Raw genomic sequence first — 22,889 nt, 5'->3', positions numbered from 1 at the left:
ATTCATTACAACGCGTATTACCGTGAAAATGACCGTGCAAATGCACAGTCGTAGATCTTCATTTGTATTTTTCGCAAACCCCCCGGTCAGGCGGTAAAGCCGCAGTGATCCAACAATACCTGCAACTTATCGTCCCGCGAGCCCTGCCAGCGGAACAAAAGGCGTTCCGCGAGGGTGACGCCCGAGTCGGCGATCCCGTGCAGCTCATCGAGAAAAATCGTCTCGTCCCGACCCAGGACATCCCGGCAGCCTTGGCGTTCCAGCCCCGCCCGAGCCAAGGCGATGACGGCCAAGGCGTATTCCCGCAACGTTTCCCGCCCCAACGGCGTGCGCAAGCCCAGACGGCGACTCTGCCGGATCAGGTCCTGAAGTTCTTCCCGGCAGAAGGGACCGAGCAACGCCCAGGCCCCTTCACGGCTTTCCTTGTCGTAAAAGAGTCCCTTGAGCAGCGCACCGACGGAGAGGGAAAGTCGCGGCGGCAGACTGTCGGCACTGCGCACCTCGATCTGCGGCCGCAGCCGGACCTCGGTAAAGAGGGTCGACAGATGCAGATCCCAATCCCCCAGCACCGCCCGCTGTCCTGCGAAGCCCTCATCGAGATAGCGGCGGAAAGTTCGACGCTCGCCAGTCATATCGAGATATTCGCCCTGGCGATGGATGAAATACATGGGCACGTCGAGGGCGTATTCGACATAGTCCGAAAAATTCGCCCCTTCGGCGAAGAGCCGCTCGATCAGCCCGGTCCGGTCGGGGTCGGTACGCGACCAGATCTCCCCCCGGGTCGACAACCAGCCCGTCGAACGGTCTTCCAGCAGCGGCGAATTAGCAAAAAGGGCATACAAAAGCGGTGTCAGGGCCATCCCCAGGCGCATCTTCTCCATACAGTCCGCCTCGTCGGAGAAGTCAAGGTTGACCTGCACCCCGGCGGTCTGCTTCATCATCCGCTGCCCCATGTCGCCGGTTCGCAGCATGTACGGCCCCATGATCCCGTAACGGGATTTGGGCAGCCAGCCGATCTGCTCCAGCGCCGTGAACGGCTGCGCCCCGAGGCCGCAAAAGCGCAGACCGAGCGCCTCGCCGGTCGCGACGATCTCTCGGATATAGGCCTCGTAACCGCGCCGGCAGCAATGCAGATCGTCGCAGAGTTCACCGGAAAGCTCCAACTGCCCCCCCGGCTCCAGGGTGATGGAGGAGGACGGTCCTTGCAGGGCGACGAGACGCCCGTTTTCACGCACGCCACGCCAGGCCCCAATCCCCTCCAGACGCCGGAGCAATTCCTCGATCCGATCAAAAGGGGCGGCCTCGCCGGTGGCGGCATCGAGCACCAGCTTTTCCATCTCGACGCCGATCCCCCATTCTTCCTGGGGACGGGCGCCACGCAAAAGGTAGCCGCGAAGATCGTCGCGGGAATTCACCACGGCTTGCAGGTGCGGCTTGAGTTGACTGGTCATGGGTGCCCCCGTGGGGAAAGGGAAGGTGTGGGGATGGGCGGCGGGAAAGCTCCCCCGGCGGCGAACCGCCGGGGGAGAATCGATCAGGATTGGAGGTAGGCACCGATGGAAGCGGCGATCGTCTCGAAAATCTTGGTCAGCTCCTGCTCGTCCCGCTCCAGCAGGGTGATGCGGAAGCCCTGCTCCGGAGTACAGAAGGAGGAGAGCGGCACCACGCAGATGCCGGTGGAAGCCAGCAGATAGTAGACGAAGCGCTTGTCCAGGGAACAGCCCGGCAGGTTCACCAGCCCATCGACCAGTTGCTTGACTTCGGGGTTTTCAATGGGCAGGCTCTGCTCGTGGGTGAGACGCCCCTTCTCGAAGGCTACCGCCATGTAGAAGGCGCCGTTGGTGCGGTTGACCTTGATTCCCGGCACATCCTTGAGTAGCTGGTAGGCGATATTCGAAGCCCGCTCGTAACGACGCTTGCGCTCTTCCAGGTACTTGGGGTACTCCGGATGACTGAGCAGCGCCGGGATCGCCTTCTGCGGCAGGGTCGTGGAGCAGACCTCGACCATCTTCGAATTGAGGATCGACGCCACGTACTGCTGGAACATCGGATCCTTGTCGGCGTTGTAAACCTCGATCCAGCCGCAGCGGGCACCGGGCCAGGGGGCTTCTTTGCTGATCCCCTTCATGGCGATGGTCGGCACGTCGCCGATCAGGTCGGAGATCGGCTTGGTCGACTCGCCGTTGTAGACGATGTTGTGATAGATCTCATCGCAGATGATGAACAGATCGTATTCCTTGGCGATGGCGATCATCTCCCGCAGGACGCGCTCGGGATAGACGGCGCCGGTAGGATTGTCCGGATTGATGATGAGGATGCCGCAGATCGCCGGGTTGTACTTGATCGAGAGGCGCAGATCGTCGAGATCGGGATACCAGTTGTTGCCCGGATCGAGCCGGTAGGAAACCGGCTTCTGCCCGGCGTGGGCGGCCTCGCCGGAGGAGTGGGTCGAATAGGTCGGCGAGGGGCCGATGACCCGCGCCTCGCGGCGGAGGAAGCCGTAGACCTTCTGGATGGCGTCGCCGAGGCCGTTGAAGAAAAGGATGTCGTCGGCCGTGATCTGGGTCTTGCCCCGCTTGTTGGTCAGGTCGGCGAGAAACTGGCGAGTTTCCAGCACGCCCCGGGTCGGACAATAGCCGTAGGCGCAATCCTTCATGGCCAGATCGGCGACGATCTCCTTCATCCAGAGGGGGATTTTCTCCCCCTTGGCCACCGGATCGCCGATATTTTCCATGTTGGTTTTAATTCCCAGATCTTTGAGCTTGTCGGCGATATCGACAATGGCCCGGATCTCGTAAGTCAGTTCCCCCGCTCCGATATGGACGATGTTGTTGCGCATGATGTACTCCCCGTTGAGGATGGTCGTGGTCGGTAAACAAAAAGGCCATGGACTCTATCAGTATCCATGGCCTCGAAGATTCTGTCGGTTTCGGAGTTACGGACTGACTCCCTGGCAACAGTCGGAGGCCGGACAAGCGGCCGCCGCACATGCTCGTGCCGGGGATGCCGTGCGGTAAAGGGATGTCGGACCGGGCAGATACATGGGAATCTCCGAAAAAATCAGGCTGTTTGGTTATCACAGCCGCCGGCCAAAGTCAACGGTTTCCTCGCATTACTACTTGACGACCTTCAGACCGCCCTTGGCGGGCCGGCCCGGACCGCCACCACCGGAAGACGGCGGCTCCGGCGACTCGTCCTCGTCGATGACCGGCAGGGTACCCTGACGCGCCATCCGACTGACGGTGTCGGCGATGGTCAGACACTGCTTCATACAGACCCGGTAGGCCGGGCAGGCGGTGCAATCGGCCTGACCGCCGGCGGCGCGCAGGGCGTGGATCACCAGTTCGACGCTTTCGATCTGGGAAAGGGGGATGAAGAACATGAAATCTCCTTGGGTGTGGTTGGACGCTGCCCCGCCCCCTCCCGCAAGAAGAAGGGGGCAGGGGCTTTCTTACAACTCTTTTCCGGCGACCTTCGCGAACTCCCGCAGCTTCGCCATCATTGCCGCGAACTCCGCCGGGCGCAGGGACTGGGGCCCATCACTGGCGGCCTTTTCCGGGCAGGGATGGACCTCGACGATCAGGCCGTCGCAGCCGGCCGCCACCCCCGCGTAGCACATGGAGGGGACCAGGCTGGCGTGGCCGGTGGCATGGGAGGGATCGATGATGATCGGCAGGTGGGTCTGCTCCTTGAGCACCGGCACCGCCGAAATATCGAGGGTGTTGCGGGTGGCGGTCTCGAAGGTGCGGATGCCCCGCTCGCAGAGGAGGACGCGCCGGTTCCCCTCGGCGAGGATGTACTCGGCGCTCATCAGGAATTCCTGGATGGTGCTGGCCATCCCGCGTTTGAGCAGGATCGGCTTGTCGAGCTGGCCGAGCATCTTGAGCAGGGCGAAATTCTGGATATTGCGGGCGCCGACCTGCATGATGTCGGCATAGCGGGCGACCAGGTCCACATCTCGGGGATTGACCACCTCGGTGACGATGGGCAGACCGGTCGCTTCCCGAGCCAGAGCCAGCAACTTGAGACCGTCCTCCTCCATCCCCTGGAAAGAATAGGGGCTGGTGCGCGGTTTGAAGGCGCCGCCGCGCAGCACCGTGGCGCCGGCCGCCTTGACCGCGTGGGCGGTTTCCAGGATCTGCGCTTCACTCTCCACCGAACAGGGGCCGGCCATCACCACCAGCTGACCCCCACCCACCGTGACACCGCCGCCCAAATCCACCGTGCTCGGCTCCGGCTTGACCTCGCGGCTGGCCAGTTTGTAAGGCTTGAGAATCGGCACCACGCTCTCCACCCCCGGCAGAGACTCCATGGCCTGCAACACCGACTTGCCCCGCTCATCGCCGACTGCGCCGATGACGTTGCGGGTTTCGCCGTGAATCACATGGGGCTTGTAGCCCAGTTCGCGGATCTGCTTCTTGACTTCGGCCAGTTGTTCCTTGTCTGCCCCTTTTTTCATGACGATAATCATTGGCTCGGCTCCTTGTCGATCGACGGTTGTGGAAAAAAACGGCAAAGGCCGCCCAGCTATCCCCGGCGGCCCTTGTCTCCATCGATCCGGAAACAAAAAAACCATGGGAGAGCCGGAGTCGGTCTGCCCATGGTTTGCTGGTTCGGCGCTGCTCCTTGCTTACGCCAACGAACCTCTCCCCCAGGCAGACGGCCTAAAATAAAAGCCGAACCAAAAGGTAAAGTTCATAAAGCTGGCGTAACGGGTCAGCATGCCGGATTACTCCATAAAAAGTGCTAATTACTTAGCAGAATTGCCCGGGGATGACAAGGCTTAAATTTTGATATTTTTTCTTGACACCCCAAGAGGATTTGGTTATAAACGGAGCCTCTTCGCCCAGATAGCTCAGTCGGTAGAGCAGAGGACTGAAAATCCTCGTGTCGGTGGTTCGATTCCGCCTCTGGGCACCAGACGAAACAAGGGGTTACGGCTTTGCCGCAACCCCTTTTTCTGTTGTTTCCGCCTGCGGGGCGCTTCTTGACAAGGTCGAGGGGCTATGTTAAGCAGACACATTCGCGCAGAATTCTCCTTCGGCCCCGGGCCAAACAATCTATCCCAATAAGGGGGTTTTCCCATGAATCATCAGCAATCGGCAGCGCTTTTCGCCAGAGCCATGCAGATTATTCCCGGCGGAGTCAACAGCCCGGTCCGGGCCTTCAAATCGGTCGGCTGCGATCCAATCTTCATCGCTCGCGCCGAGGGTTCCCGCATCTATGATGCCGACGGCAATGCCTATATCGACTACGTCGGCTCCTGGGGACCGATGATTCTCGGCCATTGCCATCCCAAGGTGGTCGAGGCGATCCAGCAGGCTGCCGCCTCCGGCGCCTCCTTCGGCGCGCCGACGGAGAAGGAGATTGTCCTCGCCGAAATGGTCCGGGAAGCCTATCCCAATATCGAGAAGGTACGCATGGTCTCCTCCGGCACCGAGGCGACCATGAGCGCCATCCGTCTGGCCCGCGGTTACACCGGGCGGGACAAGATCCTCAAGTTCGACGGCTGCTACCACGGCCACGCCGACTCGTTGCTGGTCAAGGCCGGCAGCGGCGCCGCCACCTTCGGGGTGCCGACTTCGCCCGGTGTTCCCGCCGATTTCGCCAAATACACCCTCACCGCCACCTACAACGACCTGGCTGAAACCCGGGCGCTGGTCGCGGCCAACAAAGGCGAGATTGCCTGCATCATTCTGGAGGCGATCGCTGGCAATATGGGCTGCGTGGCGCCGAAACCGGGATTCCTCGAAGGTCTGCGCCAGCTGTGTAACGAAGAAGGGATCGTGCTCATCGTCGACGAGGTCATGACCGGCTTCCGCGTCGCTTTTGGGGGCGCCCAAGAGCGTTACGGAGTACGCGGTGACCTGGTCTGTCTCGGCAAGATCATCGGCGGCGGCCTTCCGGTTGGGGCCTTCGGCGGCAAGCGGGAGATCATGGAAAGACTCTCCCCCGAGGGCGGCATCTACCAGGCCGGCACCCTCTCCGGCAATCCCCTGGCCATGAGCGCCGGCATCGCCACCTTGAAGCTACTCAAGGAGGAAGGCTTCTACGCCCGCATCGAGGAGAAGAGCGCCTATTTCGAAAAAGGGATGCGCCAGGCGGCGACCGCCGCCGGGGTGCCGACCTCGCTGCAACGGGTCGGGGGCATGTTCTGCACCTACTTTCAGGCCGAAGAAGTCTTCAACTTCGCCGATGTCAAAGCGGAAACCCCGAAAATCTTCGCCAAATTCTTCCGGACCATGCTCGAAGAAGGCATCAATCTCGCCCCCAGCCAGTACGAAGCAGGATTCATGAGCATCGCCCACAGCACCGCCGATCTCGACCAAACCTTCGAAGCGGCAGCCAAGGCGTTTAAGGAGTTATAAGGGATCAGGCTGAAGGCTGAAGACTGAAGGCAGAGACGAAAAATCCCGGCGCCTGTATTTATGGCGTCGGGATTTTTTTGTCGTGAAATCAGAGGGCGTCGTGCCTACGCCGGAACCTTGTCGAGGTGCAGCACGAAAGGGAGTTTCAGCCCTTCCGCTTCCAGCAACGCGGTCACGGCGGCGTATCCTTCGGCGCATTTTTGGCTCAGGCCATAATGACTTTCCAGCCAGACCAGATAGGGGAGATTGCCGGCCAGGGAAAAGCCGAAGGCCCGTTCCATGGCCAGCAGCCCCATCCCTTCCAGCTCTCGCGCCAACTCCCGGGGCTCAGCCAGATAATGGGTGGGAAAATCGACCACCGTGCGGTCGAGACTCGCCATGAACAGCTGCTTCTCGATAGCCGGCAGCTCGCCGAAATCGACGCCGCACCACTCGGCGGGACGGGTTGAAAAGAGTGCCCGGCAGGCGAAGGGGCGTGCTTCGTAGACAGCGCAGGCCCCCTCCCCGTCGAGAAAGGGGCAATCCCCCAACTCCCGCCGCTGCATGCGCAGATAGCTCTTGAAATCCGCCACCGTCGGCAGCAACTCACGCAGGCGCTCGACATAGCCGTCGAGGGCAGGCCCCTGGGCATCGCTCAACGCCTCGGCGACGAGCAGCGCCTCGCCGAAGCTGCAATCGACCGTCAGGGTGCAGCAGGCCCGACAGCCCCGTCCGCAGAAAATCCGCCCGCCCCGCCCTTCATACTCCGCGAGCCGGCGCGCGATCCGCCCGTCGAAATCCCGCTGCCGCCGCAGCAAATCCTCTTTGATTGCTACCCATTCGGTCACCCGAACCTCCCGAAATCCCCCAAAATACTTAAAGGGGCTAGGTCTTGCGACCTAACCCCCTGTTTTTTTTGGTGGAGCTGAGGGGGATCGAACCCCTGACCTACGCATTGCGAACGCTTAGATATGGTTTCCCAGCCCATCCCTAGATGACTAAAATTACCTTGAAATTCAAGAAGTTTAGAATTATGATTTTCCCGTGACATCCCTAACGAACCTTGTATTTCCTGTAAAATCTTGCAACCTATCTTGCAACCCAAATCGGGGGGTGAAATGGCACTTTTCGACGGTCTGAAAAAGACGAAACGCAAGGGGGTTTTCTTCAAAGACCACCCAACCCGCAAGCATGGCGTCCGGCCCGACCGGCTGCTGATTTTGCGTTTCACCATCGGCGGTAAGACGTACCTCGAAACCTTCGGTTATACAAGCGAGGGCAAGACGGAATTGGATGCCGAAAATAAGATCACCGAGTTTCGAGCCAACTATCGGGCAGGGAAAGGGCCGATATGCTTGGCCGACGATCGAGAGATTGAACGCCGGGCGGCCGCCGAGGAAGAAGCCCGCCAGCGCCGCGAAATTACTGTCTCGCAACTAATCTCTCATTTCATAGAGGATCACGGCAAGAGGAAAAAACGCTCTTGGCGGGAAGATGAAAGAGCCCTCCGCAAAGACCTTGAACCTTGGGCCAACTGGCGAGTCAAGGATGTTACCCGCCGCGATGCCAAGGGCTTGCTGGACGCTATCGACCAGCGCGGTGCGCCCGTCCAGGCCTTCAACGTGCTTTGCAAGGCCCGCAAGATGTGGAACATGGCGATCATGTGGGAATACGCTGAAAATAACCCCTTTGCCTTGCTTGAAGCCCCTCGCCCCTATGTCCCGCGCAACCGGGTGTTGACTGCCAATGAAATCCTGATTGTGTGGAACGCCTTGAGAAACCGGGAAGGCCTGTCAATGTCCGATGAAATGAGCCGAGCGTTGCGTCTCGTTCTGGTGACCGGGCAACGGCCGGGGGAGGTCATCGGGATGCACTCAAGGGAGCTTGACGGGCGCTGGTGGACAATCCCTGAAGAACGGTCGAAAAACAAGAAGGCACATCGGGTTTATTTGACCGACATGGCGCTTGACCTGATTGGGGCGATACCAAGTGACGGCTACATTTTTCCCAGCCCCAAAAACGCAGCCCAGCCCATTGCTGGAAACGCGATGGCGTTGAGCTTGCGCCGGAACATTCTCGGAGCGGATCCGGGTTATCCCGTCAAGGGTGAAGGGGGGCGCAACAAGAAACAGGCCGCGAAAAAAGCGGAAAACCCCCCTCCAACCAACCGCATCGGCGTTGAACATTTCCGTCCCCACGATCTCCGAAGAACCGTCCTAACTGGCATGGCCAGATTGAAGATCCCCCGCGAAAATAGGGAGCGGGTCGTCAACCATTCCACGGATCTCTTGGAAGAGATATACAACCTGTACGACTACGACGACGAAAAGCGCGCGGCTCTGACCCTCTGGGCCGAATACCTGCAAAAAATCACTACAGGCAAGAGCGGCGCCAATGTGGTCAATCTGGCGGACCGGCGGTGAAAACGACTGATCCGCCACGACACTGAGATCGTCACGGTTGCAGCGCGGGCAAAATGGTTCTGCCCCGCGTGCGCGGGAATTGCTTGACGAAAAATCGAACCGGCGTTACAGCGATGCGTGACATCAACTGATAAAGAGCGGCGTGAGACGATCCGATATGTGCCGGGGGGTGACACAGAAAGAGGGCGTCCAGATTTTCGGCGGAGGGCAATGCCTCCTCCCAGAACGAACAGGGCGCGGTCGAACCCGGACCCTCCACTGTAAAGCTTTTGCACCTGCTGGCACCCGGAACTTTTGGCGGAGTTGGTTGAACCATTGAGAAGCGTGATAGCACCAGTTTTGCATAATCTGTCTGCGAATAGTCGGAAATCCACCGACTCCGGCGAAAGTTATCGAACCAAGGAATCGATGATCAGAGTTTCCTTTTTCCGCTGATCACGCCGCACTCCCCAGACTAGAAAATCCTAGATATCCCCCAGTCTGAGCTGATCCCTGCTGGAGATTATTAGTAACGGTAATTACTGTAACTTCCAGCAGGGATTATCGTAACCATTTGATCTGCCTTTACATGCACTGACACTCTCTCGAACCAGCAATCATAAATGATCCCGAAAAGAGTTCGACGGTGAACAATTTGATCGATACTGGTTGAGTTGAATTATTTATCTTTCTGTGCGATTCAAGAATTGACCACGCTAGACGAATTAAGATGTTTCAACATTCGTCCTGCAACCCTTTTGAATACGGCCAATTTATCGTCCATGGTATCTCCAGGAACAACAGGGAAATAATGAAAAAAATCCCGAATGTCTTCCCAAAAAATCCTGTCCAATTTTTGATCCAAAAGAATCTTAACGCATCCCTTGCTTAACACCATGCTTTCCGATATCGTCAAACCACAATCGCAATCACTGTATTCATACTCAATTTCAGAAAAATTATAACCAGCAGTTCTGAGAAAAATATTATGGATAATCGAAAAAACGAAATCATGACCAAATCTATAAGAAAATAGATGTGCAGCCTCATGGATATATGTTTCTCTCATTTCTTTTACAGAAGACAGTTTGCTAATATCCATAAAAATTAACGGCCATTCGATCTCACCTTCAAGAAATACACAACCTCTCAAATTGACCAGATCACAAAAAATAACAGGATAGTTTGGCATTTCATATTTTTCTACCAGACCACAAAGTTCTTCGATTTCTGATGCTGCAATTTGTTTTTTTTCAAGGATAGAATGGTCAAATTCAATAGTAAGAATTTTGCTACCACAAGTAAAATCATTGATTGATGGCTGATTTTTTAAAGAAAAAGCCCTGATTTTAGAAGTTTTGTTTCCCACAAAGTTTTTCATAGTTCCTCCTTAAAGTAGTTTTTTAGCCATTGTTTTTTACGAAAAATTTTCAAGAATTAACCCTATATCAATATTCATTTAAACTTTACCGGTATAAACATTTTTATGACGTCATGAAAATCACCATATTTCAAGTCAATCCATTGTCAATAGAGTTTTTTTATATTTTTTTCTAATTTTATAAATTTTTTTTGCTAGTCAAAAAAACAGGAAATAGTATCGTCTTTGTCTAAATAAGACATTGTCCTAACAGGACTCGGTGGGCTTCCCTTTTCAACCTGAGGGGGCCGATCTTTCAATCCCTCTACACCCGGCTGTTACTTCAACCAACCCCATCCCGCGCTGCGGAGACAGATCACCTACATCGTCCAGGTGCGCTTCGACTACCGCAACCTGGAATGAGTCGCTACCAACCGCACCGTCGATCTGCGGCAGAGATCCCTTAGCTGGCCATCCAGCGCGGTTTCATCGATGGCGGCCCGAATTGCCCAGGCGGTCGTCAATTCCATCTCCGGTCTCCTCTTGTGTTGACGGACGATATGCGGGGAGTTTGCGCAGGACCTCCTCGACCTTGCTCAGCACTTGGATCTCACCGGTCATGGGCGTTTCGGGATAGGCGGGATTTCCGCGAGCAGGGCATCCCCGGTCGCGGTACGACGAGCCAGCTGCCGCACGCAGGTTCTCCCCGTCACGTCGCGACAAAGAAGCGCCCCAGAGGAAGAGCGAAAAGGGAGAGTGGAGGCGGAAGAAAAACAGTTGGATGTGGAGGGGAAGATGGAGGAACCAGAAAAGACCGTCAGGCTTGCGAGGTGGTTTGTTGTAACCAACACCGATGATTAAACCCCAAAACGTCCTTTAGCCGGCCACTGCAGAGCTTGGACCTGGGAGTGCATTCGAAGGTGCCTATGGATTCGCTCCCAACGTAGCCCCGTCGGCGATTCTTCCGCCGGTGGCTGGGCTGGTCAAACTGGGCTTGCGGTTCTCAATCCCCTGGATTCATCCGTGGGGTGGTCGACTGCAATACCCATGTTCCAGCTTTCTTGATCTCGGCGTACATGGCATCCGGGGCCAGGTCGATTTCGCCTGGCCAAGTCACCGCACCGTGATCGACAAACACTTGATCGAAGAGCGCGGAATCGGCAAGGGCGCCGAAGACCCCAGCGTCAGGCGAATGAACAAGGGCGGCCAGGTCTACCCTCCCTTCGGTGCCATCCACGAATTGGACATGGAGCCGGAAATCCGGCAGAGCATCCACGGTTGCCACACGCCACGGCATTCGCGGTTGGATGGGCGGCGTTACGGCAAGGGGCGAACCTTGTGGGGCAGCTGGTTTCGGGCTCATAGTTCCCAATCCTTCATCGTTTAAAAAAGCCGTTCCCGAGACGATTTCCCGAAAAACCTAACCGGGGGTGGAGTCTGTCAGGCGGCCACGTCGGCAAACCAGCCTTTATGGTTGTAACTGTGATCGCCACCCGCCGTTGCACATGGGGTTGCGGGGAAAGCGAGAGGTTCGCCACTTCGTTAAAGGATGCTTCAATCCGGCGGTTGTGGGCCACCAGGCTGCGAAGCAGCAAATCATGCCTACGTTTTTCCCTTCGTCACGAAAACACCCCGTGCTCGATTCGGTCAAGAATAGCGAGCACCTCTTTTTCCCCTTCCGTGCTTATCAGGATATCCATCGGCGTCTGTCCGCCCAGGACCGCGATTTTCGTCGTCAGCCATTCTCCAGTTTTCTCCTCGCCACCGAACACTTCCAGCGCGCGACGCCGGATCGGGTCCGGCACGGTTCGAAGCGCCGCGAGGTCGAGGACGGCTTTGATCTGCGTAAAAGAAGCGTCATTCGGAAGTTCTTCCAGCCCGGCGATCACCTGGCGCAGCATGGAATCCCGGCTTTCCGTGGCCTGACCGGGCATTGAGGTCCGTGTCCGACTCCCGTTCCGTTTGTCCATCAAATAATCTCCTTTTTGTCGTTACAGGCGCAGGGCGGAATCGGCAAATGTTGGTTCAATCAATGATGGGCCACCCCGTCTCCGCCCTCAGCGCATCTCGATGGCGACCAGGGCGTGCAGCCAGCAGGCGAAATCCCCGATGGTCTTGCGCTCGTCGGTCAGCAGGGCGCGCCAGGCGTTGTCCTCCCCGGCCTTGGCCATGTTGCGGCTCAGTATGTTGCAGGCGTCGATGAAGGCATTGTGGGCGAGGGTGCGGCCCCGGTCTTTTTCGAGCCGTTCCTCGATTGAGAATAAGGCCCAGGTCGCCCGGATATGGGCGTAGTCCAGCGCCTTGCGGTAGAGATCCCTACGCAGGCCATCCAGCTCGGTTGCATCGATGCCGGCCCGGATTTCCCGGGCGGTCGTCAGGTCCATCTCCGGTCTCCTTTTGTGTTGACGGACGCTATACGGGAAGTTTGCGCAGGACTGCCTCGATCTTGCCCAGCACCCGGATCTCCCCGGTCAGGGGCGTTTCGGGATAAGCGGGATTCTCCGCGAGCAGGGCATCCCCGGTCGTGGTACGACGGGCCAGCTGCCGCACACGGATTCTCCCCGTCTCGTCGCGACACAGAAGCCGGTCCCCCAGCCTGGCCGGTTCGTCCCGGACCAGCAGCACATCCCCGGGATGGATGACGGGAAACATGCTCTCGTCCCGCATCCGGTAAGCAAAGCTCATCCCCTCCACCTCGGGAAACCCGACCCAGCCCCTGGGCGCGACGTCTCCGCCCATCTCTTGCAACTGATCGTCCCCGAATAGCGGAAGCGCATGTTTCGTCGGGCCGTCCGGCTCGCCGGCAATCAGTTCATTGAGATCGGCCCCGAAGAGCTTGCGCACGGCGACGAGAAATTCCACATCCGGCTGCCGGTTCCCTTTCTCCAGCCGGTTCATGGCCGCCGGCGCCAGCCCGACCTTCTCCGCGAACTCCTTCTGTGAAAGTCCTGTTCGGACACGGAACAGCCGGATTCGTTCGGCAACATTTATTTCCATAAAAGAACTCCTGTTGAGGTTTATTGTCGCAGTACGACATCAGATTTCTTATAGCAAAAAAAAGTTCTTTTTTGTGCAATTTTATCTCTTGATTTCTTTTCGGTCAATGCTAGCGTGGAATTACGTCAAGCAACTTTGTTCCACTTTCCTCAACCGAAAGGAGTCATGCATGAGAATCCCGCAAAACGAAGCCGAATGGTCGCAATTTCTGCAACAGGCCGGTCTGGAGCTGCTGGCCTACGTTCCGGCCGCCGCCACCGATCAGGCCCTCCTGTCCATCCGCTGCCATAGCTGTCGGGCGGAAGAGCACTCGGTTCGCGCCGGGAACCTGATCCGTCGCAAGGTTCTCTGCCGGAAGTGCAGCCCCCGGCAAAGCTACACCACCGAGCGGATCAAGGACGTGATCGCCGCCAACGGTGGCCTCTACCTCGGCGGCGAGGTTACGAGCAAAGAGTCGCTGGTCTGGATGAACTGCCCGGGTTGCGGACGGGAGGCGACCAAGACGGCCCACGACGTGATCCGGCGCCCGGAGAGCTGCGCCCAATGCCGGCTGGAAAAAGCCCGGAAGACCGTTTTGACGGTCAACCAGAACCTCGCAAAGGCTCAACAAATCGCTGCTGAACGCGGCGGAAAGTGCCTGACCACGGAGCCTCTGATCTCCACGACCGACCCCCTCCGGTGGGAATGCGCCATGGGGCACACCTGGGAGGCGACTCTCGGCAGCGTCGATGGCCAGGGAACCTGGTGCCCGACCTGCAACACCAGCCGGAGTGAAAATCTGGTGCGGGCTATTTTGGAGGCCGCTTTTGATGTGCCTTTCCCCCGGCAGCATCCGGCGTTTTTGCAGGGATTGGAGCTGGATGGATTTAGCTCGGAACTCAATCTGGCTTTCGAGGCGAACGGCGTTCAGCATCATCAGCGGTCGCCCATGTTTCACGCTTCGGAGCAGGATTTTCAGAAACAGCAAGAGCGCGACCATAAAAAGCAAGAGCTCTGCCGCGAGGCGGGCATCACCCTGCTCGTTATTCCGCACTCGGTGACCGATGTTGGGGCTTTGGAAACCCGGGGCTACATCGCGGAGCAGCTGGCAGTCCACGGATTTGTGCCGCCCCACGACCCGATGACGGTAGAGATTGATCCTCGGAAAATCTACGACCGGAGCCAGGACGAGACGTATCAGATGTTTGTGGAGATTGTCGCGCAAAATGGCGGGACCTTCGACCCCGCCGACTACCTCGGCGTCTCCCGCCCCCTGCAAGTCACCTGTGAAAATGGGCATACGACCTTACGGATCCCCAACCTGATCCTCAAAGGTCACTGGTGCGCGGTTTGCGCCGGGAGCAGCCGCCACGACCTGGAGCATATTCGTCAGGAACTGGGAAAAGAGGGCTGGTCGCTGGCAAGCGAAGAGAACGTCGAGTACCGCAATGCTCACCAGACGCTTCCGATGGTCTGCCCGAGCGGACACCGCGTCAATCGGACGTGGAACGCATGGAAAAACGGGGGCCGGTCCTGTCGGGAGTGCCGGCGGGAAGCAATCGGCGCCGGATTTCTTGAAAAAATGTCCACTCGTGGCTTTGCCATCGACCTGGACAATCAGGACTACGTGGAGGGAAGCCAGATCGTGGCCGGAACCTGCCGGGAGTGCTCCGGCACGGTAGAAATGACGATCATTCAGTGGAAGGTTCTCGCGAAATGCCCCGAATGCGGGCGCGCCCTCCCGGCCTATCATCCGTGCCTTGAACGCAAAAAAGCCTAATTCCGGCCATTAACAAGGAAGCTCCCGGCACCGTCGGGAGCTTCCTGTCTGGCCCAAGTCAAGAAGCATATCCTGGCTGACCTACAAGGACCGCCGGAATCTGGCCATGATCTATGCTGACCTGGAAAAACTCCTGGCCGTCATCGAGGCCCAGCGGGAGACCCCGGAAGCCAAGGAGAGAATCGAAGAACTCAGGCAAAGAACTGAGCGGAATCAAAATCGCCCAGGAGGAAGAGCGGGAGGGAAGGATAGAGGCGGAAAAACTGCTGGCCGGGAAGAAAGCGGAACACGAAAAGGCCGACAAGCAAAAATAACGGCCGCGCCGGATAGAAAAACCGGATTGAGCGATAGACGGACCCCGCCGAGGGGAGGGTTGACAGGCTATCCGCCCTCCGCTAAGTTTCCATTATTATATGGCAGAGAGGGGAATCTATTGCAGAAGGTCAAGGAGTGCCGGACGTGTGCGCTGCACAAGCGGCTATTTGAGGAACTGGCAGAGGATCAGGGGCGGTTGATGCAGGAGGTTTTGTGCCGGGAGTGCAACCAAACCCCCTGGGCGGAATGGATACTGCTGGAGATAGAAAACACGCCGTAATCGAGGAGCGTTCAGGTCATGCCGACAATTTCACGTTTCCCGGTGGCGGCGACGTCAATTCTGTTGACGTCCGCCACGACATTGCTCGTTGCCTGGCTTGTCGGCCTCCTGGATGAAGATTTCAGTTTTGCGCAGGGCCTTATCATCGGCTGGCTATTCAGCCTCTTTTTGACCCCGCCCTGTGAAGAGCTCGCGACCTTGTTACATAAATGGGTACACCGTATCCGCTCCAGGAAGCCCCGAAGGAAGGACCCCTTTAGGGGCACCCATTACAGCCGCTATCCGACCCGGCTCCCCTAAAGATGCTGTCAAGCGGCCTCGTCGGCAACCCAGCCTTTATGGTTGCGACTGATCGCCACCCGCCGTTGCGCATGGGGTTGCGGGGAAAGCGAGAGGTTCGCCATCTCGTCAAAGTAGTTGTCAATCCGGCGGTTGTGGGCCACCAGGCTGCGAAGCAGGAGCTCATTGGCTTCGCCCATCGGCGAAGGCTTGTACTCGGATTCCCAATGCCTTACCTGGCTGGGGCGAACGTGCATGTTCCGGGCGAAGTCCGCCTTTGACCAGCCCAGGGATTTACGCAGAAAGGTAATCTCGAAAGGCTCCAGGCGACCGGACTTCTTGATGACAATGTTCGCCAGCAACCGATGCAGTTGTTCCATTTTGGGGATATTGACCAGCGTGTTGCCGCACGCCGGGCAACGCTCCACCAGGATGTTGCACAGGGTCACATAGTGAAGACCGGATTCCGTGTAACGGATATTCTCGCGGTTCTCAACCAGTTCTGCTTGCCGGCAATCAGGGCACGTCATTTTAACCTCCAGGCCGTCACGATAAAAATCCTGCTTTCACTCCAGATTTCCACCACCACGACGATTTTGTTCGAGTGAATCTTGTAGCGCCAAGCCCCGTTCTGCCACTCGGGATGCTCCGAGATCGTCCCCGCCCGGGCACATTCCCAACATCCACCTTGTTCAATTGGTTTTTCACCGCGGATGGCCTAAAATTCCTTAGGCAAAGGGGGATTGAAATACAGAACAACTTTCCGGAAAGGCCCAACTCAGAAAATCCGGTTGGGCCTTATGGTGTTTTGGAAATAGTGACTTATAAGAATCAAGCAAATCCTCAGTACTACTTTAATATGAAATTCGCCAAGAAATTGCTACCTGATCCCTGTCATATTCGTACATGACAAGATTACTGTCGTTAACCGTACGATTAACCGAAAGTAACAGGTCTGAGTTTAACATTTTGATGTGATAAGCGAGATCGACACCATACCTGATGGTTTTGTCGTGCCTGGGCACTCTGTAAGCGGCCTCCCTGCCCTCATACTCGGTATCGGTATAGCCGAAATTCAGGGTTGCCTGTAACCGATCCCCAAAAGTATACCCATACAATGCATTGCCCCCCCAAAGTTCATTCTCACAATAAGCCAGGCCCGAATCTTCCTTGCCCCCAACCAAACCGACCCGAGCAAAACTGGCCGGACTAAACTGATAGACAAAAGATGGCGAGAGAGAATAATTTTCAGAATTTCGCTTGCTGTTATTATTATATTTTTTCTTACTGAACGTGGTGCCGAGATTAAAGGAAAGTTTTTTGGATAGTGCATAGCGCAACTGTGGGGCGACACCATATGAATACGAATAATATGTCTCTTCATGCCCTATCTTGACCCAGTTGGCAACCAGGGGGAGAGAGGCAACCAAGGTATCGGTGATTCTCCATGAAGGCCCCGTCGACCCAGACAGCACCAGAGAATCCAGATTATCGATATCGTTGTAGTCCGTACGACTCAAAGAAAAACCGGTCTGCCAGCCAAGGTCGTCCGAAATCCCCTGGTTATGATCGACCCCCAACTGGAGCAATAACGCATTGTCGCTTTGCTCCTTTGCGTCACTGGAAAGATCAAAAGGGAGACCAAACAGCAGCACTGAATCAATTGCAGGGCCAGCATTGGCATTGGAATCGTACATCCAACCTACCGATCCATTGACTCTCCACTGTTTTGGCACGCCCTGCCTTTCGATCATTTCAAGAAACTGGTCGATATTTTCACCAACTTTTGTCGGCGGCTTGGCCGATTTAACTTCGGTCAGGTAATTTTTGGCTGTTTCAGCATCACCGAGCGTGTAAGCCAACTGCGCCAATTCAAGTTTGGCCCTCCCTGCCTGTTCCGGATCGAGTTCAATCACTTTTTTCAGGTACGTACTTGATTCCCTGGGGCGATTACTTGACTTCGCGGCCATGGCCAGTAAAAACCATTCCTGCACATTGGTACTGCTTGGGTCCAGGCCGGCCTGCAAAAGATCGAGAGCGTCAGTCGGCATCCCCGCCTCAAGTAAGGCCTGCGCCGAACCAATATCGAGGGTGTCGTTTGCAGAAAAAGCCGTTTGCAGAGAAAGACCCAAAAAAATGATGACAGAGACAACAACTTTCATAAAAAATATCCCCCTCGCCTTATTGTTTTTTTGCGCGGAAGATACCTGCCGCATTGCCGTCATTATGAAAAAGCCACCAGTCACCACCTGCTTCTGTAGGCATTGTTCCATTTGGGCCATAAAAATCGCCCCCAATACCTCCGGCAGCAACGCCAGATAGGTCAGCCTGAAAATCCCCATCCTGCAGATTAATGGCACCATTTGTTAACGTGGAATTCAACCAGGGCGAGTTGTTTTTTAGAATATTGACATTACCAGCAATGGTTTCATTACTAAAATTAGCATTCAGTGTTACTGAGCCACTCATGATGCCGGGCGAACGCACCCCCGCAGAACGATAGTCACCCGATAATTGTCCTTGATAGACGGCAGAACCCTGTCTTGGGATATCGTCTGTTTCCTGCCCCATAACCCAGAACCCACCTTCCAATGCAACAACATGACCTCCGGGATCAGTATAGGTCTGAGGGCGAGTAGTTTCAGCCCAGGTTCCCCAGGACAAATAGTTGTAAGGCCCTGAGCTATCGGTATTGGTCAATGTTGCGATTTTGAAATCACCACTAAAAACCCCATTGTTTTCTGGATTGAGCTCCATGCCAATGAAAGGGGCGGTGCCATCATCGGGCCCATAGGCCCCGGCAGAAGTAACCCACCCCCCCCCAGTTATCGCAGTTAAGCGGCCGCCATAATCAATATAGCTTAAATCATTGGATTCATCGGGTTGCGATGCATACAACGATCTACGGTTTAAATCCTGTATATCCGAAACGAGATCAGCCAGAACGAGCCGATTCTCTTCTATCTGCCGAGAAAGACTATTTCGATCGGTTTCAACCGTGCGTAAGTTGTTCACCAGACTAGAATCGAAACTACTGAGGCTCGCCCTCATCGAGCTGAGTCTGTTTTTAATCTCTTGGCGTTGGGATTCAAGATCCTCGCCATTTGTATTTTCCGCCGCGCTGTAATACCTGTCTTTCTGTTCCTGGAGATTCGCAAGTCTACTGTCGGCTGAATTAAAAAGAACATCATAGAATTTACCTGCACCAAACACGATACTGGCCCTGACCTTTAGATGAGCCAATTCGGTTCCGGTTAATTTCGAAATATCACCATTGTATTTATTATAGAGATTTGACGCATAACCATATGCTTCCAGATACTTTTCCAACTTATCCAGATCCTTTTGGCTAAGAGCGCCGGTGTTGTTCCAATTTCCAGCCATCTGCTGTTCAATTTGAGATAATTGATTTTCCAGATCCATTTCCTGGTTCTTCAAGCTATTGTATTCACTCAGACTTCCCATGCTGGCTTCGATTTTATTCATTTCGTTTTGCAGAGCTAATTGCTCGCGTGATTTTGTTTCGAGCTCTGACTTCATATTATCTTTTGTTGCCGTTAACTTCTCATTGCGTTCGAGCTTATTCAGAAGCTTAAAATCCACCTTCAATGGTTCTTCCCCAAGAGCCAACAGCTCTTGTTGATTGACTATAAGAAGATTTTCTACCTGCAATCTGAAATCATTTGTGGACATGCCCAGTTTATTGGCAATGTCCGTGAGCAAGGAATTAATTTTGCTGGGAGATGCGCCCTTGCTTTCAGCATTACGGATGATGCCTAAAGCATTACGCAATTCACTTTCACGAACCCGTAAAGCAGATACCGCATTCTCATTTTCCGACGTGTCATCTGATGTCTCTTCTAGCGCTGGTGCTTGAGGTGGAAGCGTCGGACTTCCCTCCCTGCTGAGGTCAAATTTGGACACATCATTACGAATAAATTTAACTTCATTCAAAACAGAACTTATTTTACTTTTCTGCTCATCATTGTTTATTCTTATCTCATCAACAATTGAAGAAAGTTCATTCTTTGCCAAGCCAAGATCGTGTAGCGATACCATCAAGTCAAATCCAACATTATTTGACCATATAAGATTACTTTTTTCATTCATCTGGCCTATTAATATGTTCAACAAATTAATGCCTGAAACATAATTTTCTTTTGAAACATCAAGAAGCGCACCATCTCTTTCCTTTTCGAGCATCGCTCTTGTTTCATATAAAGATTCAAGATGATTACCATATTTATCCATATATTCTGTTCTAAGTTTTGCATATGCGTCGCTTTTTCCTACTTGATCTATTGAATCTACAAAGTCTGAACCTTCAAACTTTCTTAAAATATAAGCTTCAAAAGAGAGCTCTCCATTAACGAAATCTTCCGTCCCTTCCTTCAAAAGTATATTTCCATTTAGAAAACTGGAAGTCTTTTGCTTAAGTGCACCCTGATAATCGATAATGGCCCTAGCCACATCTGATGGACTCTTAGTTAAGGGTATAGTTGGCGGCCCGAAGCTCTCCACTACTTTTAGCGCAATATTTAAGTTTTCTAGCGTGCCTGTGCTTCCTTGACTTATGCGCTCTTGCCTTTGCACTATGTCCATAGCGACATCTATAGCCGTCACAACAGTTCCCAAGCCGATTTTCCCTTTTAGTTCCCCTATGGAACCCTTTAAACTTGGGGTCGATAATTTGAAAGTATCGACCAAATCCGCCTTGAGAACTGTCGTCATGTCAGCAAATATTTTTCTATCTGCTGTCAAATCATCAAGACTATTTGATATAGTTTCAACAGCCTCTTTGCTGGATTTGGTAACTTCCGAGCCTGCATATCCAACAAGTGATTTGAAATTTAGCTTGAAAATTTCCTCATCAATATTTTGAATTATTCCATTTAGTGCATCTATCTTTTCTTTCGCTTCATATAACGCTAATGTGTACTTTGATGCCTTCTCCACATCTTCAGCAAACTCAACAACACTAATTATACGTTTGGCCGCATCAAATGAAAACTCTTCAACATCAAATTCCGCAGAGTGCGAATTGATGGAAAACAAAAACAAAATCAAAATTATAAGTATTTTTTCTTTAAGCATTTCAATTCCTCTCTCTGTAAAATAAAAATACGATTCGTCAGTAGAGTCTGTGTAAAAAACCAGGCGCTAACAACTTGTCAAGCTCATGATATAATGTTAATTTAAGGAATTCCAGAACTTTAGCTTGGTCAAGCTCCGATTCGCTCCGGTTCGATTGGAGTTTCCAATTTATAAACAAACTGAAATTCTTAGTGCATCTTCCCGGCACCCAACATTCAACTGGTTTTGCCCCGGAATCATGGACAGCCAGTTAAGCTGCAAGTTTGAGATGATCGACCTCGTATGGGGTCCGATACCCCAGCGAAGAATGAATCCGCTTGCGGTTGTAGAACCGCTCAATGTAGTCAAAGATGCTCTGCCGTGCCTGTGCACGGGTCGGGTACTGGTGATGAAACACCAGAGCTCTTTTCAATAGCGAAAAGAAACTTTCTGCCACCGCGTTGTCCCAGCAGTTGGCTTTGCGGCTCATGCTGCATATCGCACCGTATTTTGCCAAGAGCCGCTGGAAATCGGCACTGGCATACTGCGATCCCCGATCTGAATGATGAATCAGGCCAGGAAGCGGATCACGGCGCTTCACAGCCAGAGTGAAGGCATCCATGACCAGTGTTCGAGTCATGCGTTCTGACATCGACCAGCCAACAACGGCACGGGAGAACAGGTCGATGACAACAGCGAGGTAAAGCCAGCCTTCATTCGTCCAGATGTAAGTGATATCCGCTACCCAGGCCTTGTTCGGCTCAGCGGGAGAGAAGTCACGGTCAAGCAAGTTGGGAGCCACCGGCAAACGGTGGTCCGAATTGGTGGTCGCCTTGAATTTACGTACGGTCTTGGCTCTCAGGCCATCTTTTCTCATCAGGCGGGCAACCCGTTTGCGCCCGCAACGTGTCCCGCGACGACGCAGTTCCTCATGGATCTTGGGACTGCCGTATTCGCCGCCGCTTTCCTTGTGGATCTCTTGGATCATCTCGGACAGCGCTTTGTCTTGTGTCTTTCTCAGGCTCTCGGGCCTACGCAGCCAAGCATAGTAGCCGCTCCTGGAAACCTTCAATATGCGGCACATGACAGAGACCGGAAACTCCGACTGAAGGTGGCAGATGAACGGAAAGATCAGGTCGGGTCTTTCGAAAAGATGGCCATTGCTTTTTTTAGGATGTCACGCTCCATCTTCAACCGCTCGTTTTCTCGCTTGAGCTGACGGACCATTTCTGCATCGGAGCAGGCCATGTGTCCCTTGCCGGGAAAGGCTTCTTCGGGCTTCGCTGACAGCTCTCTGATCCATTTGTAGAGCGTATTGACGTGGATCCCCATGTCATCTGCAATTTGGTTCGCACTGGCACCGCCATCCGTAACCAGCTTGACCGTTTCAACCTTGAACTCGCGCGTATACGACTTTCTCTTCTTCGGTATCATGACATCCTCCTGCTGCGTTGTAGCAGCTTTTCGGACTGTCCACAATGCCGGGGGAGATTCACACCAGCCGGCTGGCCATGCGCGGACTAAGCAAGCTGCCACCTTTGGCGACGACTTTCAGGCTGTTGCGTATCTCTTCTTCGCTGCTGCCCTTGAGCACATACCCAGCCGCGCCAGCACTTAACGCATTGTTAAAAGATCTTTGCTGCTGTCGGAAACGGTGTGAGCCACATACTGGATCGTGGGACAAACCTCTCTGGCTGTGGGTCATGTTTACAAAAAAAGGCCTGCCTTCCTTAACAGAAGACAGGCCTCGATAATTTCTCGACCTCCTTCGGTGGCCCGGCTATCACAAACGTGACCCGTGGCTTTGCGTCACCGGGTTTCCCCGGTTTTGCTCTTATCGGAAGGTACAACGGAGGGGCAATCCATGCGGGTTGACCCATTAGTACTTACTTTTAAATTACCTTAAAGAAAACACCGCCCTAAAACAAGTGGGAAATGTGTGTATTTTTATCAGTGGTGTCCGGTTAGGTTTTTGCAGCTCGTGTCGCAAATCGATAATCTTGATGAAAAACTATAAAAATCGACAACTTACCACATTTTTAGCTTGACAAACGGCCGCGAGGGGGTCGGCGAATTT

Annotated in this window: 19 protein-coding genes, 1 tRNA gene and 1 riboswitch; of the genes, 6 read left to right on the top strand and 14 right to left on the bottom strand. The window is 54.4% G+C overall.

Translation table 11 applies throughout. From position 1 onward, the window contains the following. Positions 1-86: 86 nt before the first annotated feature. The 4 genes from BQ4888_RS10835 to aroF all read right to left on the bottom strand — a co-directional run bounded on the left by BQ4888_RS10835 (position 87) and on the right by aroF (position 4,471). Positions 87-1,451: a glutamate--cysteine ligase gene (locus BQ4888_RS10835; protein ID WP_092057227.1), complete on the bottom strand. Its 1,365-nt coding sequence runs from the start codon at positions 1,449-1,451 to the stop codon at positions 87-89. Positions 1,452-1,534: 83 nt separating this feature from the next. After that, positions 1,535-2,839 (bottom strand): pyridoxal phosphate-dependent aminotransferase, encoded by a 1,305-nt coding sequence (locus BQ4888_RS10830; RefSeq protein WP_092057225.1) that lies wholly within the window; start codon positions 2,837-2,839, stop codon positions 1,535-1,537. Positions 2,840-3,115: 276 nt separating this feature from the next. Then, positions 3,116-3,382: a hypothetical protein gene (locus BQ4888_RS10825; protein ID WP_092057223.1), complete on the bottom strand. Its 267-nt coding sequence runs from the start codon at positions 3,380-3,382 to the stop codon at positions 3,116-3,118. A 69-nt stretch (positions 3,383-3,451) separates the two neighbouring features. Next, positions 3,452-4,471, bottom strand: a complete 1,020-nt coding sequence (gene aroF / locus BQ4888_RS10820) for a 3-deoxy-7-phosphoheptulonate synthase (RefSeq protein ID WP_092057221.1) — start codon at positions 4,469-4,471, stop codon at positions 3,452-3,454. Between the two features lie 373 nt (positions 4,472-4,844). Here aroF and BQ4888_RS10815 point away from each other — a divergent pair. Together BQ4888_RS10815 and hemL are read left to right on the top strand one after the other, a co-directional pair. Then, positions 4,845-4,920, top strand: a tRNA-Phe gene (locus BQ4888_RS10815). 164 nt (positions 4,921-5,084) lie between these two features. Then, positions 5,085-6,368: a glutamate-1-semialdehyde 2,1-aminomutase gene (gene hemL, locus BQ4888_RS10810; RefSeq protein ID WP_092057219.1), complete on the top strand. Its 1,284-nt coding sequence runs from the start codon at positions 5,085-5,087 to the stop codon at positions 6,366-6,368. A gap of 104 nt (positions 6,369-6,472) precedes the next feature. On the opposite strand, the gene BQ4888_RS10805 is transcribed toward hemL, so the two are convergent. Further along, entirely contained in the window at positions 6,473-7,195 is a 723-nt protein-coding gene (locus BQ4888_RS10805) for a YkgJ family cysteine cluster protein (RefSeq protein WP_092057218.1), read from the bottom strand. 270 nt (positions 7,196-7,465) lie between these two features. On the opposite strand from BQ4888_RS10805, the gene BQ4888_RS10800 reads away from it, so the two are divergent. Beyond that, on the top strand, positions 7,466-8,770 hold the full coding sequence (locus tag BQ4888_RS10800; protein WP_092057216.1) for a tyrosine-type recombinase/integrase: 1,305 nt from the start codon (positions 7,466-7,468) through the stop codon (positions 8,768-8,770). A gap of 679 nt (positions 8,771-9,449) precedes the next feature. Here the strand turns inward: BQ4888_RS10800 and BQ4888_RS10795 are convergent. Further along, positions 9,450-10,130 carry a hypothetical protein gene (locus tag BQ4888_RS10795; protein ID WP_092057215.1) on the bottom strand — a complete coding sequence of 227 codons (681 nt, stop codon included), beginning with the start codon at positions 10,128-10,130 and terminating at the stop codon, positions 9,450-9,452. 982 nt (positions 10,131-11,112) lie between these two features. Continuing rightward, the gene (locus BQ4888_RS17995) at positions 11,113-11,346 is read right to left on the bottom strand and encodes a DUF2442 domain-containing protein (protein WP_240746340.1); all 234 of its coding nucleotides are present in this window, start codon (positions 11,344-11,346) and stop codon (positions 11,113-11,115) included. Between BQ4888_RS17995 and BQ4888_RS17785 the strand changes: the two genes are divergently transcribed. Further along, a complete protein-coding gene (locus BQ4888_RS17785) occupies positions 11,233-11,496 on the top strand; it encodes a hypothetical protein (protein ID WP_240746341.1) in 264 nt (87 codons plus the stop codon). The two genes, BQ4888_RS17995 and BQ4888_RS17785, sit on opposite strands and share 114 nt — an antisense overlap. A gap of 232 nt (positions 11,497-11,728) precedes the next feature. On the opposite strand, the gene BQ4888_RS10785 is transcribed toward BQ4888_RS17785, so the two are convergent. The 3 genes from BQ4888_RS10785 to BQ4888_RS10775 form a co-directional block, all read right to left on the bottom strand. Continuing rightward, positions 11,729-12,010 (bottom strand): MbcA/ParS/Xre antitoxin family protein, encoded by a 282-nt coding sequence (locus BQ4888_RS10785; RefSeq protein WP_170232829.1) that lies wholly within the window; start codon positions 12,008-12,010, stop codon positions 11,729-11,731. Positions 12,011-12,166: 156 nt separating this feature from the next. Continuing rightward, positions 12,167-12,493 carry a hypothetical protein gene (locus BQ4888_RS10780; RefSeq protein WP_092057211.1) on the bottom strand — a complete coding sequence of 109 codons (327 nt, stop codon included), beginning with the start codon at positions 12,491-12,493 and terminating at the stop codon, positions 12,167-12,169. Positions 12,494-12,521: 28 nt separating this feature from the next. Further along, positions 12,522-13,106: a LexA family transcriptional regulator gene (locus BQ4888_RS10775; protein ID WP_092057210.1), complete on the bottom strand. Its 585-nt coding sequence runs from the start codon at positions 13,104-13,106 to the stop codon at positions 12,522-12,524. 169 nt (positions 13,107-13,275) lie between these two features. Between BQ4888_RS10775 and BQ4888_RS10770 the strand changes: the two genes are divergently transcribed. Both BQ4888_RS10770 and BQ4888_RS10765 read left to right on the top strand, forming a co-directional pair. Continuing rightward, the gene (locus BQ4888_RS10770) at positions 13,276-14,865 is read left to right on the top strand and encodes a PDDEXK family nuclease (protein WP_092057208.1); all 1,590 of its coding nucleotides are present in this window, start codon (positions 13,276-13,278) and stop codon (positions 14,863-14,865) included. 106 nt (positions 14,866-14,971) lie between these two features. Further along, positions 14,972-15,460, top strand: coding sequence for a hypothetical protein (locus tag BQ4888_RS10765; RefSeq protein WP_092057206.1), 489 nt, complete (start codon positions 14,972-14,974; stop codon positions 15,458-15,460). A 308-nt stretch (positions 15,461-15,768) separates the two neighbouring features. Here BQ4888_RS10765 and BQ4888_RS10755 read toward each other — a convergent pair whose 3' ends face one another. The 4 genes from BQ4888_RS10755 to BQ4888_RS10745 all read right to left on the bottom strand — a co-directional run bounded on the left by BQ4888_RS10755 (position 15,769) and on the right by BQ4888_RS10745 (position 22,246). Further along, a complete protein-coding gene (locus BQ4888_RS10755; RefSeq protein ID WP_092057202.1) occupies positions 15,769-16,269 on the bottom strand; it encodes a type II TA system antitoxin MqsA family protein in 501 nt (166 codons plus the stop codon). 324 nt (positions 16,270-16,593) lie between these two features. Continuing rightward, positions 16,594-17,901 (bottom strand): surface lipoprotein assembly modifier, encoded by a 1,308-nt coding sequence (locus BQ4888_RS10750; RefSeq protein ID WP_170232828.1) that lies wholly within the window; start codon positions 17,899-17,901, stop codon positions 16,594-16,596. Between the two features lie 19 nt (positions 17,902-17,920). Beyond that, positions 17,921-20,833 (bottom strand): hypothetical protein, encoded by a 2,913-nt coding sequence (locus BQ4888_RS17590; protein ID WP_170232827.1) that lies wholly within the window; start codon positions 20,831-20,833, stop codon positions 17,921-17,923. Positions 20,834-21,083: 250 nt separating this feature from the next. Beyond that, positions 21,084-22,246 (bottom strand): IS3 family transposase gene (locus BQ4888_RS10745; RefSeq protein ID WP_420841952.1). Its coding sequence is split into 2 segments (ribosomal slippage): positions 21,084-21,974 and positions 21,977-22,246, totalling 1,161 coding nucleotides; the frame shifts between segments, so codons are not numbered across the junction. 333 nt (positions 22,247-22,579) lie between these two features. Further along, positions 22,580-22,655, bottom strand: a riboswitch (cyclic di-GMP riboswitch). Between the last annotated feature and the right edge of the window lie 234 nt (positions 22,656-22,889).

This window comes from Desulfuromonas acetexigens (assembly GCF_900111775.1).
Lineage (GTDB): Bacteria > Desulfobacterota > Desulfuromonadia > Desulfuromonadales > Trichloromonadaceae > Trichloromonas > Trichloromonas acetexigens.
This window is presented reverse-complemented; position numbering and strand designations above follow the sequence as displayed.